General features: G+C 72.7%; 7 protein-coding genes, 1 tRNA gene, 1 other RNA gene and 1 pseudogene. 7 read left to right on the top strand and 3 right to left on the bottom strand.

The annotated features are described in order from the left end of the window. Window positions 1-51: 51 nt before the first annotated feature. Together STRBO_RS0138910 and STRBO_RS0138905 are read right to left on the bottom strand one after the other, a co-directional pair. Window positions 52-2,481, bottom strand: a complete 2,430-nt coding sequence (locus STRBO_RS0138910) for a helicase-associated domain-containing protein (RefSeq protein ID WP_005482707.1) — start codon at window positions 2,479-2,481, stop codon at window positions 52-54. A 411-nt stretch (window positions 2,482-2,892) separates the two neighbouring features. Then, window positions 2,893-3,804 carry an alpha/beta fold hydrolase gene (locus tag STRBO_RS0138905; protein ID WP_020115781.1) on the bottom strand — a complete coding sequence of 304 codons (912 nt, stop codon included), beginning with the start codon at window positions 3,802-3,804 and terminating at the stop codon, window positions 2,893-2,895. Window positions 3,805-3,914: 110 nt separating this feature from the next. Between STRBO_RS0138905 and STRBO_RS0138900 the strand changes: the two genes are divergently transcribed. The 3 genes and pseudogenes from STRBO_RS0138900 to STRBO_RS40845 form a co-directional block, all read left to right on the top strand. Beyond that, window positions 3,915-4,535, top strand: a complete 621-nt coding sequence (locus STRBO_RS0138900) for a TetR/AcrR family transcriptional regulator (RefSeq protein ID WP_005482703.1) — start codon at window positions 3,915-3,917, stop codon at window positions 4,533-4,535. Continuing rightward, window positions 4,532-5,113, top strand: coding sequence for a GNAT family N-acetyltransferase (locus tag STRBO_RS0138895; protein ID WP_005482701.1), 582 nt, complete (start codon window positions 4,532-4,534; stop codon window positions 5,111-5,113). The genes STRBO_RS0138900 and STRBO_RS0138895 overlap by 4 nt, the downstream gene beginning before the upstream one ends. Window positions 5,114-5,461: 348 nt before the next feature. Continuing rightward, window positions 5,462-5,919: pseudogene (locus STRBO_RS40845) on the top strand (tyrosine-type recombinase/integrase); the annotation flags it as partial. A 79-nt stretch (window positions 5,920-5,998) separates the two neighbouring features. Here STRBO_RS40845 and STRBO_RS0138885 read toward each other — a convergent pair. After that, a tRNA-Ser gene (locus STRBO_RS0138885) sits at window positions 5,999-6,086 on the bottom strand. Window positions 6,087-6,216: 130 nt separating this feature from the next. Here STRBO_RS0138885 and ffs point away from each other — a divergent pair. From ffs to STRBO_RS0138870, 4 genes are all read left to right on the top strand, one after another. Continuing rightward, an RNA gene (ffs, locus tag STRBO_RS41085) (signal recognition particle sRNA small type) lies at window positions 6,217-6,313 on the top strand. A gap of 189 nt (window positions 6,314-6,502) precedes the next feature. Then, complete coding sequence (locus STRBO_RS0138880) at window positions 6,503-8,911, top strand: DNA polymerase III subunit gamma and tau (protein WP_020115780.1); 2,409 nt, start codon at window positions 6,503-6,505, stop codon at window positions 8,909-8,911. A gap of 143 nt (window positions 8,912-9,054) precedes the next feature. Continuing rightward, window positions 9,055-10,308, top strand: a complete 1,254-nt coding sequence (purD, locus tag STRBO_RS0138875; RefSeq protein WP_005482695.1) for a phosphoribosylamine--glycine ligase — start codon at window positions 9,055-9,057, stop codon at window positions 10,306-10,308. A gap of 460 nt (window positions 10,309-10,768) precedes the next feature. Continuing rightward, the gene (locus tag STRBO_RS0138870) at window positions 10,769-12,943 is read left to right on the top strand and encodes a M48 family metalloprotease (protein WP_005482693.1); all 2,175 of its coding nucleotides are present in this window, start codon (window positions 10,769-10,771) and stop codon (window positions 12,941-12,943) included. Window positions 12,944-13,036: the final 93 nt, after the last annotated feature.

Genomic DNA, 13,036 nt, shown 5'->3' with positions numbered 1-13,036 from the left:
TCTCGAAGTGGCACACCCCGGCATCCGGGCACCCGGCCTGGCCGCCGAGTCCTACGCGGGCATCACGCCATGGATGCGGGAGAGAGTGAAGACACGTTCCGCTTCGCGCAGGTGGCACCAGGCGTCGAGGTAGGGCGGGTCGAGTTCCAGGTCGCTGAGGGTGCGTACGGTCCGGTTGCCCGAGGTGGCGATGTACTCGACCGTGATGGCCGCACGGGTGTCGATGGCATGAGCGAGCTGGCGGACATCGCTGTACGACAGGTGCTTCGCGTATCCGGAGACGATCTCCTCGGTGTCCGTCGCGAATGGCACCCCGCTGCCGAACGGGTCGGGGTCCGGTGCGATGGGCGGGGCCTTGAGCAGCCGGTCGGCCAGGACGTCCATCCCGGCGTCGGTGGGCATGTCCGAGGCGCCGGTTGTGGTCGTCCGGGGGCCGCGCGGCCCGACGTTCCTTCGCGGGGGCGGGACGGCAGCGGCGGCCCTCTGCGGCAGGCGCTTCTCGATGCGCACCGTTCCCTCGGCGGTCTCGGCGACCGGGGCGTAGCCCGCAGCACGGAGCGCGGCGAGAGCCGTCGCGGGTGGGCTGCCGCTGACCAGGACCGTCGGGGCGAGCTGCCGCAGGGCGAGCTTGGACAGTGCGCGGTGGGCGGCGAGTTCGGCCAGGAGCGCGGGTTCGTCGCCGTGGATGACACAGGCCGCGGGGGCGATGCGCACCCGACCGTGACCTCGTGCGGTGTCGGCGATGAGATAGGTCAGCGGCTGTGGCAGTGCCGTGGCGGAGCCGGCTGCCAGGTCGGCTGTGATGTCGTCCGGGGTGCGGCCGGCGTCCAGAGCCCGGCGGATACTGCCGGCACTGAAGCGCCATACTGACGCCGTGCCACTGGTCTCCCGGTCGGCCATCGAATCCAGCAGCGCCGCGAGTCGCGCGGACGGGGTGCCGGTGACGACGGCGGTGAGGTCGGCGCCGATCCGGGCCGTCGTGGTCGCGGGGGGCAGCAGCCGCCGGGCCGTGATGTCGAGCTCTTCGTCGGCGTGGGCCGCCAGGTGGGCACCGAGTGGGGACAGCGCACCCCGTGCCAGCACGCCCAGCAGTTCGCCTTCGCGGATCACGGTGCTGAACGGTGCCGTGTCCTGGGGCGAGGCGTCGTCCGCGAGCGGACGGTGCCAGGCGACGAGCGGCCCCAGCTCCGAGGCGAGCTTCACCCCCTGTCCTGACGGGAGCCCCGCTGCCGCGGTGAGCAGCCCGTGGCGGGCCTGCTGACAGCCGCCGCAGTCAGGCGCACCGGCAAGCGCGGGAAGCGCCTTGTTGTCTTCGTCGCGCGCCCGGGTGGGGGTGAGCGGCAGATCCCGCCATGCCCGGAGCAGTACGGCGAGTTGTTCTGCGGGCTCCTGCTCGGCCCAGGCGTCGTAAGCCTCGGTGGGAGCTACGCGATCGCCGTCGCGGGACAGCAGTCCGGCGGCGTACGCGGTCTCCAGGGCGATGCGTACGACGGCGTCGTCCGCTTGGGCGGCCTTGCCGAGCCGGGCCAGTTCACGGGCGCCGATCCCGCCCGACTTCAGCCGGGTCGGTGGAGCGGTCGCGCACGCCGAAAGGACGGAGGCGGCATGGGCCGCGAACGCGGTGGCGGCCACCGCGGCCTCCCGCTCCACCTCCGAGGAGGTGATGGGCACCAACTGTGTGACGGGAGGCAGAGGTTCGAACGGAGCGTGCCAATCGGGGCCCCGCAGGGCCAAGGCCACCTCGACCGGCATCCGGACGGGCCCGTACCCGTGACGGTCCTGGAGCAGAAGCCCGCGGTCGAGTGCCCATCGGGCGCCTGGTCGGAGGTCGTGGCCAGGAGCCCCGAACGCGACGAACAATGACTGACGCGGCGTGGCCCTGGCGCTCTGCTCAAGCAACTTCCGTGTGGCCGCCGGTGCTTGACCCACCAACGCGGCGACCCGTGCCGCGTCACTGTGATGCTCCACCAGAGCCCCGAGTCGCTGCTGCTTGGTACCGGGTGGCTTGATACCCAGGACCGCAAGCATGCCGCGCAGTTCCTCCGAGGTGGTGCCGGCCAGCAACTCTTCCAGCGGGGCGTCAAGTCCCAGGGGTGTGCTCCACGCCTGCCGCAAGGGCGTAGGCGTGCGGAGTGCCTCGTTGCCGTCAGGCCACACGAGCGCCCGATCCGACAGCGCCTCCAGGGTCGCGTCCAGCGCGTGTACCGCCGCAGGGGATGTCGAGCCGAGCAGCTCCGCGAGGCTGTCCCGGGTCGCTCGTGCTCCCAGGGCTGCCAGCGCCTCGGCGGCCTGCAAGCACGGCAGCGTGAGCTGGGGCAGGACGAGTGCCACGGACCCTGGTCGTTGGAGACGGTCCGCCAGTTCCCCCACCGAGCGTGGTTCCGGAGCGGAGGCCGCGTCCTTCCGCATCGCGAGTATGCGTGCCAGGCGGGAACCGTCGAGTTCGCTCAGCCAAGTCGCAAGCGTCGATCGGGACTTCATGAGGGTGCACCTCGACAGACAGGAAACGTCACAGGCGGGCCGAAGCCGCTTCGGCGCCAAGATCAAGGATGGCGCAGTTCCGCGATCCGCGGATGCCGTACGAAGACAGAGTCTGGGGCACCTCCCCACCGCGGGCCCAGCCCGACGAGACGAGCCGAAGGCAGGAGAAGTGGCGGCTGCGGAGGATACGAGATTCGAACTCGTGAGGGGTTGCCCCCCACACGCTTTCCGACTGTGGTGGTGGTCCTGAGCGACTCGGACGGGGCCGTTCACCTGCGTTCATGTGCGGCCGACCGTGGGAGCGGCCACCGCCCCCGGCCCCGTCTGAACGACCGTGAAGGGTCCTTCTACCGGCCCAGGCTCTGGCCGGCCGTCCCTCGGCGCTGTCCTGGCCCGTCGGCGGGGCGGTTGTCAGTCGACGGAGGCCATGAAGGTCAGCATCCGGCGGTTGATCTCCTCCGCGTGGTCGATCTGCGGCCCGTGGCCCGTGCTGGAGATGATCTCGGCTCGGGCATCGGGGATCAGACGCGGCACACGCTCCGCCTGCCGCTGCGGGTGCACGAGGAGGCTTCGCTTGCCCAGCACCAGATAGAGCGGAGTGCGGATGGTGGACAGCTCCTCCTCGGACAGGGGAAGCGGCGCTGGACGGCGTATGCGGTAGGCGCGAACCGCCGTTCTGATCATCGCGCGCAGTTCCGGCACGACGAGGACCGGCTGTTCGAGCCAGGCGGCCAGTCGCGGGCGGAGCACCTTGGGCGCGAAGGTTGCGAAGAGGCTGGCGAAGATCCAGACGAAGAAGCGCAACCCCACCTTCTCCAGGCCGCCGGGGTCGAGCAAGGTGACCGAGGCGAGGCGACCGGGCCTGCGGTGCGCCTGGTTCAGGGCAAGCCAGCCTCCGTAGGAGGAGCCGACGAGGTGGACGCGGTCGAGTCCGAGCCCGGCGAGCGTCTCATCCAGCCACCGCGCCGCATGTTCGGGCTGGTGGATGGGTTCGCGCTGCACGCTGCGGCCGGGATCGCCCAGGGTGTCGATCGCGTAGACCGGGCGGTCTGCGCTGAGAGCGGGGGTGTTCGGGTACCACATGGCGGAGCAGGAGCCCGCCCCGTGCACCAGGACGATGGGGGTGCGGGATTGGGCAGCCTCGTTCGCGGGGCCATAGCGGTGGACGTGAGTCGTACCGAAGGACGTCTCGACGTCCTCTTCCGCGAGCGCGGGCGCCCCCAGTGCGTAGACCGCATCGCAGGCCGTGAAGTAGCGATCCCGCCAGTCATCGCTCACATAACGGCCGACATCGGCCTGGGGTCGGGCAGCGGTCTCAGTCATGGCCACCTCCGGCGTCTCGGTTTTGTGATACGAACGTACCACGGAGTTGGTACAGCTGTATCATCAAGATGTGGGAGCCATGGCAGGAACGACGAGGGGAGAACCGGCCGATGCCCAAGCGCGTAGACCACGCAGAACGGCGCACCGAGATCGCCGAGGCCCTCGTCCGGGTCGCCGGCCGACGCGGGCTGCATGCCGTCGGGATGCGCGATGTGGCAGCGGAGGCGGGCGTATCACTGCGGCTGGTGCAGTACTACTTCCAGACCAAGGAAAAGTTGCTGTTCTTCGGGCTTGAGCTTCTGGCGGAGAGATTCGGGGAGCGGGTCTCCGCCCGTGTACGGGCCGCCGGGGACAGTCCTGGTCCGCGCGCGATGGTCAAGGCGCTGCTGATGGCGGCGCTGCCGACAGACGACGAGAGCCGCACCTTCCACCACCTCTACACCTCATACGCAGTTCTGGCCGTGAACGACCCGGCGCTCGCAGCCCAGCCCTTCATCAAGAACCCCGATGCCGCCGAAGATGCCCTGACCGAACTCCTCCGCCAGGCGCAAGAAGCGGCACTGCTTGAGCCCGGTGTGGACGCACGGTTGGAGGCAGCCGGCCTGCTTGCCATGTCTGCGGGACTCGGCACCAGCATCCTCGTCGGCCAGCGCAGCCCGGAGTCCGCGACCACAGTCCTGGACCACCACCTGAACCGAATCTTCCGTACCGGTGATGCGGTCTTGACATGAGTGACCGGAGCCCAGCAGCCGTCGAGCTGCAGACCGCCCGGCTGTTGCTGAGACGCCCGACCGCATCCGATGTCGAGGCGATCTTCGCCGTCCACCGCGATCCTGAGACCTGTGCCCACAACCCGTCCGATGCGCTCGCCCGGTTCGAGGAAGCAGAGGCGCTCTACCAGCGGTGGGACGACCAGTGGCGGCGGTACGGATACGGGTACTGGGTTGTCCGGCACCACGGCTCCGCTCAGCGGCTCGGATTCTGCGGAATCAAGCCCATGGAACTGCACGGGGCCCCGGTCCTGAACCTCTTCTACCGTTTCGCCACCTCAGCCTGGGGCCAGGGCTTCGCCGCCGAAGCCGCAGCCGCGGTTGCCACCTGGGCATCCCATCATCTGCCCGAACTCCCGCTGATCGCCCGCGTTCGACCAGCCAACCTTGCTTCTCAGCGCGTGGCGATACGCGCCGGGCTCAACCGCGCACAGCATCTGGACACCGAGGGATACGACGGCTTCGACTGGATCTACATTGCCCAACCGGCGAACGTGGCTACGAATCCAAACCTGACTGCCGGTGAAAACGGCTTGTGATAAGTGAACCTGGTTCCCAGCCTCCAAGGCGAGTCGGGCGGCATCCTCACCCATTCCGTCATCCGTCGGGCGTGGCGCAATGCCCATAAGGCCGTACCGCCCCACACGCCTTCGGCTCGCCCACCGGACGGCGCGCCTACGACAATCGGGACACGCGCCTGACGAAGTGGCTGAACGACGGGATCCCACCCACTCAGGTGGCGGAGTGGCCCGGAACAGCGTCGCCGCGCTCCTGGCGTCCTACGCCCGCTGCGTCGAGGGTCAGCTGCCCGACCTGAAGAGGCGGCTCGAAGCTGCCGGATATCTCCCCGAGCGGCCGTCCACCGGCCGACCCCCGGGGCCCCAAAAAAGCGGGAGCAGACCCGACGCGAGCACAAGTCCACCAAGTCGCGTGCCGGGCGGCGCACCATCGGCCTGCCTGATCCGCTGATCAAGATTCTCCGCCAGCACCAGGAGGCCCAGGAGCGGGAGCGGATCGCGGCCGGTGCCGACTGGGGGGCAAGGGTTACGTCTTCGCCTCGCCGATCGGCGGAGCGCTGAGTCCGAACATCGACTTCGACGTCTGGAAGCGGCTGCTTCGGGACGTGGGCGTACGGGACGGCCGCCTCCATGACGCTCGCCACACCGCCGCGACCGTCCTCCTGATCCTCGGCGTCCCTGACGTCGAGATCGACTCGATCATGGGCTGGGAGCCCGGGGGAGCGGCACGGATGCGCGCCCGGTACATGCACGTGACGGGGACCATGCTGCGCAAGGTCGCGCAGCAAGTCGGCGACGCTCGGTGGGGGCTCCCGAAAACGAACTGAGACGGAAACCGAGACGGACAACGACGAAGGGCCCCACCGCGAACGGTGGGGCCCTTCGACATCGTGCCCGGTGAGGCACTGGCGGAGGATACGAGATTCGAACTCGTGAGGGGTTGCCCCCAACACGCTTTCCAAGCGTGCGCCCTAGGCCTCTAGGCGAATCCTCCGCCGGGAACATTACATGACGTCGGAGGGTGGTTGCGAACTCGTTCGAGGGCGGGTGACCGGCCGGGTGATCGACGCGGGGGGAGGGGCCGGGAGGCGGGACGGCGGGCGTCGGGGATCGGGTAGGGTGGGGGCAGCCCCTCACGCGGCGCTATCTGACTGAACTCCCCCAGGGCCGGAAGGCAGCAAGGGTAGGTCGGCTCTGGCGGGTGCGTGAGGGGTCTTCTGCGTCCGGGGGCTGTCCGCCCGGGGCTCCCGACCCGGATTTCCGACCCTGGACTCCCGACCCGGGGCTCCGGTATCCGGCCCGACCGCCGCCGGCGATCTCCGTCCTCGCGGCCGATGACTCCCGCCCCTTCCGGCCCGGTCTCCTCCGGCGGTGTCCGTGTTGTCAGTGGGCGCCTATAACCTCGTAAGCGTGTCGTCTCTCGCGCTGTACCGCCGCTATCGCCCGGAGTCGTTCGCCGAGGTCATCGGGCAGGAGCATGTCACCGACCCGCTGCAGCAGGCGCTGCGGAACAACCGGGTCAATCACGCGTACCTGTTCAGCGGGCCGCGCGGTTGCGGGAAGACGACCAGTGCGCGGATCCTCGCCCGCTGTCTGAACTGCGAGCAGGGCCCCACGCCGACACCGTGCGGAGAGTGCCAGTCGTGCCAGGACCTGGCGCGGAACGGACCGGGTTCGATCGACGTCATCGAGATCGACGCGGCCTCTCACGGTGGTGTGGACGACGCCCGTGAGCTGCGCGAGAAGGCCTTCTTCGGCCCCGCGAGCAGCCGGTACAAGATCTACATCATCGACGAGGCCCACATGGTCACGTCGGCCGGTTTCAACGCGCTGCTGAAGGTCGTCGAGGAGCCGCCGGAGCACCTCAAGTTCATCTTCGCGACCACCGAGCCCGAGAAGGTCATCGGCACGATCCGCTCGCGTACGCACCACTATCCGTTCCGGCTGGTCCCCCCCGGCACGCTCCGGGAGTATCTCGGCGAGGTCTGCGGCAAGGAGAAGATCCCGGTCGACGAGGGTGTCCTCCCCCTCGTCGTGCGCGCCGGGGCCGGCTCCGTGCGTGACTCGATGTCCGTCATGGACCAGCTGCTGGCGGGCGCGACGGACGAGGGCGTGACCTACGCCATGGCCACCTCGCTGCTCGGATACACCGACGGCTCGTTGCTCGACTCGGTCGTCGAGGCCTTCGCCGCCGGGGACGGGGCCGCGGCCTTCGACGTCGTCGACCATGTCGTCGAGGCCGGCAACGACCCGCGGCGGTTCGTCGCCGACCTGCTGGAGCGCCTGCGCGACCTGGTGATCCTGGCCGCCGTGCCGGACGCCGTCGAGAAGGGCCTCATCGACGCCCCCGTCGAGGTGCTGGAGCGGATGCAGGCCCAGGCCGGCGTCTTCGGCGCCGCCGAGCTCAGCCGCGCCGCCGACCTGGTCAACGAAGGCCTCACCGAGATGCGCGGCGCCAACTCGCCTCGCCTCCAGCTCGAACTGATCTGCGCCCGCGTCCTCCTCCCCGCCACCTACGGCGACGAACGCTCCGTCATGGCCCGCCTGGACCGCCTGGAGCGCGGGATCAACTTCGCGGGCGGCGCCGCCGGTCCCGCTCTGGGGTACGTGCCCGGCCCCGAGGCGCACGGGGGAGCGGCCGCCCCGCCCATGGGCACGGGCGGGACCCCGCAGGCGGGACAGCCCGCCCACGCCCCGCAGGCCTCGCAGGTTCCGCCCGGTGGCGGGCCCGCCGCAGCTCGCGCCGCGGCGCGGGGGGCCGCGGGCACGACAGGTACACCGGGCCCGGACCCGTACGGGGCGCCGGCACCCGTCGCCGGGCAGCCGGCCCCGGCTCCGCCCGCCCCGCCGCTCGCCCCGGCCGCCCCGCCGCTCGCCCCGGCCGCCGCGCCGACCGCCCCGCCTCCCGCCGCCCCCGCGCCCCCCGACCCGGTCGCGAGCCCCACGCCCCCCGCCCACGCACCCGCCCCCGGCTCCTGGCCCACCCCCGCCTCCGCGGGCGGCGGGCGCCGTCCCGGCGGATGGCCGACGGCCGCGCCCGCCGGCGGTGGCCCCGGCCCCGCGCCCGGAGCCCCGGCCGTGCCTCCCGCCGCGGGCCCGCCCGCCGCGTACGCCCAGCCGAGCGCCCCTACGGCCCCCCCGGCTCTCGCCGCCCACAACCCGGTCCCCGGCGGACCCGACCCCCGCACGCTCTGGCCGAACATCCTGGAGACGGTGAAGAACCGCCGCCGCTTCACCTGGATCCTGCTCAGCCAGAACGCGCACGTCACCGGGTTCGACGGCACGACCCTGCAGATCGGCTTCGTCAACGCGGGCGCCCGCGACAACTTCGCGAGCAGCGGCAGCGAGGACGTCCTGCGGGCGGCACTGGCCGAGCAGTTCAACGTGCACTGGAAGATCGAGGCGGTCATCGACACCTCGGGCGGCTCCGCCGCACCGGTCGCCCCCGGCGGCTACGGGTCCCCGGCGCCGGCCGCCGGTGGCTACGGCGGTGGCGGCACGGGCGACGGCTACGGAGGTGGCGGCGCCGGCGGTGGGTACGGCGGCTCCCCGGCCCCCGCGCCCCGCCCCGCCTCTCCCCCGTCCTCGACGGCCGCCCGCCCGGCGTCCCCCGGTCCGGCCGCGCCCCATCGGTCGGCACCGGCCGCCCCTCCCGTCGCAGCCGCCCCGCCCTCGCCCCCCGAGCCCCCGCCCGTCTCCCCCGAGGACGACACCCCCGAGGACGACGACCCCGACCTCGACGAGTCCGCCCTCTCCGGCCACGAACTGATCGTGCGCGAACTGGGGGCGACCGTGGTGGAGGAGATCACGAACGAGTAGCGGGCGAGCCGCGGGCGCGGACCGTCGCCGTAGGGCCTCGGCCCTGTTCGCCGCTCCGATTCGTATGATCCGACGAACCCGCCCCGTCCCACTCTTCGGGCGCCCCCACAAAGCCCCCCGCCCCCTGCGGCTAGGCTGACCCCGTGAAGGTCCTCGTCATTGGCAGCGGTGCTCGTGAGCACGCGCTCTGCCGTTCGCTGTCCCTCGATCCCGATGTCACCGCACTCCACTGCGCACCCGGCAACGCGGGCACGGCGGAGGTCGCCGAGTCGCACCCGGTCGACGCGCTGGACGGCGCCGCCGTGACCGCGCTGGCCACGCGGCTGGAGGCCGACCTGGTGGTCGTCGGCCCGGAGGCCCCGCTGGTCGCGGGCGTCGCCGACGCCGTGCGCGCGGCGGGCATCCCGGTGTTCGGCCCGTCCGGCGAGGCCGCTCAGCTGGAGGGCTCCAAGGCCTTCGCCAAGGAGGTCATGGCCGGAGCCGGCGTGCCGACCGCGCGGTCGTACGTCTGCACCACCGCCGAGGAGATCGACGAGGCGCTGGACGCGTTCGGCGCGCCGTACGTCGTCAAGGACGACGGGCTCGCGGCCGGCAAGGGTGTCGTCGTGACGGCGGACCTCGCCCAGGCCCGCGAGCACGCGCTCGCGTGCGGCCGGGTCGTCATCGAGGAGTTCCTGGACGGCCCCGAGGTCTCCCTCTTCGCCATCACCGACGGCGTGAGCGTCGTCCCGCTCCAGCCCGCGCAGGACTTCAAGCGCGCGCTCGACGGCGACGACGGCCCCAACACCGGCGGCATGGGCGCGTACTCGCCGCTCCCGTGGGCCGACCCGAAGCTGGTCGACGAGGTCCTGCAGACCGTGCTGCAGCCGACGGTCGACGAGATGCGGCGCCGCGGCACCCCGTTCTCCGGCCTGCTCTACGCGGGTCTGGCGATCACCGGCCGAGGCGTACGGGTGATCGAGTTCAACGCCCGGTTCGGTGACCCGGAGACCCAGGTCGTCCTCGCCCGTCTCAAGACCCCGCTGGCCGGTGTCCTGCTGGCCGCCGCCAACGGCACCCTCGGCGACCTCGAACCCCTGCGCTGGAGCGCCGACGCGGCCGTCACCGTGGTCGTGGCCTCGCACAACTACCCCGGCTCGCCGCGCACCGGCGACCCCATCACCGGCCTCGACGAGATCGCCGCCGTGGACGCCCCGCACGCGTACGTCCTGCACGCCGGCACCCGGCGCGTGGGCGACGAGGTCGTCAGCGCCGGCGGCCGGGTCCTGTCCGTCACGGCCACCGGCAAGGACCTCACCATGGCCCGCGACCGTGCCTACACCGCCGTCGCCCGCATCGGCCTCGACGGCTCCCAGCACCGGTCGGACATCGCGGCGAAGGCGGCGGCGGAGGCGTGACCGACTGACGGGCGTGGACCGGCCCCGCCCCTCCACGCCCCGCGTCCTTCCTCGACGCGTCCCCGCACATCCGTCCCCTTCGCGACATCCGCATGCGAAGCGTCAGCAACGGGTACCAACCCCAGGCCCCGGAATCCCCCGGAGACACCCAGGAACCCCTGGGAAGCCGTCGGAATCCGGGGCCCGATCCTTGCCCGGCGTCCTTCACCTCTCCCCAGAGCCATTCCATCGAGTGAGCGGTGGCCCATCCGGCTGACGAGGGCCGGGGCCCCAACTAGGGTGCGGCGCAAGCGTTCCGGCACTTGGCCCACCGGCATTGCGATGTCGGTGGTCGGTGCCACAGTGGGGGAGTGAGCAACGTCAGGGCATGCGGCGGCGACCACTGCGACGAGCAGTCGTCGCGGGCGTCGCGGTGTGCGCCGCACGGGACAGCAGGGGGTGACGTCGGGTCGTGACCGGTATGGCAGGTGGTGAGGAGGCGGGCGCGCAGGCCGCGCGCGCCCGGGCCCTCGCCGTGTTGCGGGTCCGCAGCAGGGCGCTGGCCGTGGCGGTGCTGCCCGCGGCCGTCGCCGTCGTCCTGTTGGTCGGCGGGTCGACCGGCCGTCTGACCGGCCCCGGCTGGTCCATGGCGAGCCGGATCGTGTCCGGTCTCGCCCTCGTCGTGCTCCTCGCCGCCACGGGCATCGCGCTCGTCGTCGCCCGTGCCCGGCCCGCCGTGAGCCCCACGGTGACGGTCACCGAGAAGGCCGCGCCCGATCTCTACCGGCTGGTCCGGGACCTGGCCGACCGCCTCGACGTCCCGCCCCCGTCCGCGATAGCGCTCACCCCGGACTGCGACAGCTGGCTGGAGGACCGCACCCACCGCTCCCACCACCGGCCCGACGCGCCCCACCACTCCTCGACCGACGGGACCGACGGGGCCGACGGGACCGACGGGACCGACGGGAGCGAGGTGGTCGACGGCGGGGCCGCCACGGCCGGTGACCGCGGCACGGGGCGGGGCGACGAGATGACGGACACGCGCGGCTCGTCATCCGGCCTGCCCTCCCGTCTGCAGTCCCGTCTGGCATCCGGACCGGAGTCAGGGCTTGCCGCCCACCGTCGGCACCGCGCGCCCACCGCGCCGGTGCTCGTCATCGGCTCGCCGTTCCTGTGGTGGATGCGGGTCGGTGAGCTACGAGCGGTGCTGGCCCCGGTCGTCGCGGGTACGGGACCGTCGGCGCACCCGGACATAGCCGCGGCCCGCCGTTTCGTCCGGGGGCTGGACGCGGCAGTGGCCGTCAGCTCGGCCCCGTCGCACGGCGTGGCCGTCCGTACGGCGTTGGGCGGAGTCGGCTGGGTGACCCGGATGCTCCTGCGCGGCTGTCGGGGGCACGCGGCCGAGATGGAGCGCGGGGTCGCCGCCGCGGCGGCCGAGCGTGCACAGGCTGTGGACTACGGTCTGCGGATCGTCGCCCAGGAGCAGGTCGGCCTCGCCTACGCGGGCTGGGACCGCCTCCTCACCCGGGTCGCGCTGCCCGCGTGGCGGATGGGCCGGTGGCCGTCCCGTCTGGACGCGGGTGTCGTGGCCGCGCTCACGGAGCTGTCGCGCCGAGACCGCCTCGCCGAGGGCTTCGCCTCCCGGCTGGGCGAGCGCCCCGCCTGCGACCTGCTCGAAGAGCCCGGCACGGTCGACGAGGCCGCGTCCCTGCTCGCCGCCCGCCTCTTCCACGGCGGCCCCGCCGAATCCGGCCCCGACTGGTCGCCGGTCGACTGGCACGAGTACCCGGACGAGGTCGTCGACCGCAAATGGCGCGCCGACGCGGCCCGCCTCCACCGTGTCCTCGACGGGCTGGGCGTGCGCCACCCGGCGAGCGACCCGGCCACCGACCCCACCGGCCCGGCCCACGGCGGCCCCACCCTCTCCCGGGTCCTGACCCACCTGACCACCGCGGCCGCCGCCGCTGCGCATCCGTCGGCCACCGAGGCCGCCGTGGCCCCCGGGGCCGGTCCCGGTACGACGACGACCGCGCCGCACGGCCACCCGTCCCCCCACCCCGCCGCCGGACGCGCGACGGCCGCAGAGGCGGACCGCGAACACGAGCACAACCCCGACCACAACCCCGACCACAACCCCGACCTTGAACCGGACCCCCACCACATATCCCCGCACGACGCCGACGACACCACCGGCCCCGGCCCGGACCTCGATTCCGACCCCGACGACGAATCCGGCCCGGCCACCCCGCAGTCCGCCGCCCTCGCCGCCGCCCTGACCGCGGAACTGGCGCGCGAGGAGAGCGCGGTCCCGGCCGACGGCCACCCCGCGGCCGGCGGGGCCGAGGCGCAGGGCCCCGACCGGGCGCTGTGGGACGACGGACTGCTGCCGCTGTTCCCGATGCAGCCACCCCGCACGGGCCGCGATCTGCTGACGGAGCACGTCGCCGCGATGGTGTGCTGCGCGGCGATGGACACGGCGGGCGCCACCCCGGGCCTGGACTGGCTGGACGGCCCCTCCCTCCTCGTCGACGGCGTACGGGCGGCCGACCTCGCCCCCCGTGTCCTCACCCTCGTGGAGGACGGGGACCCGGTCCCCCTCCGCGACTGGCTCAGCCGCCTCGGCGTCCGCCCGGAGAAACCGGTCCGCCTGGTCTGAACGGCTGGTCCGAACGCCTGGTCCGCAGCCCGCCCGACGGTGGTCCCGAGGCCGATCCCGCAGAGGGGCCTGAGGGTGTTGTGGCTGGTCGGA

It is taken from the genome of Streptomyces bottropensis ATCC 25435 (assembly GCF_000383595.1).
GTDB lineage: Bacteria > Actinomycetota > Actinomycetes > Streptomycetales > Streptomycetaceae > Streptomyces > Streptomyces bottropensis.
The sequence above is the reverse complement of the archived record's forward strand: the minus strand, read 5'-3'. Positions and strand labels throughout refer to the sequence as shown.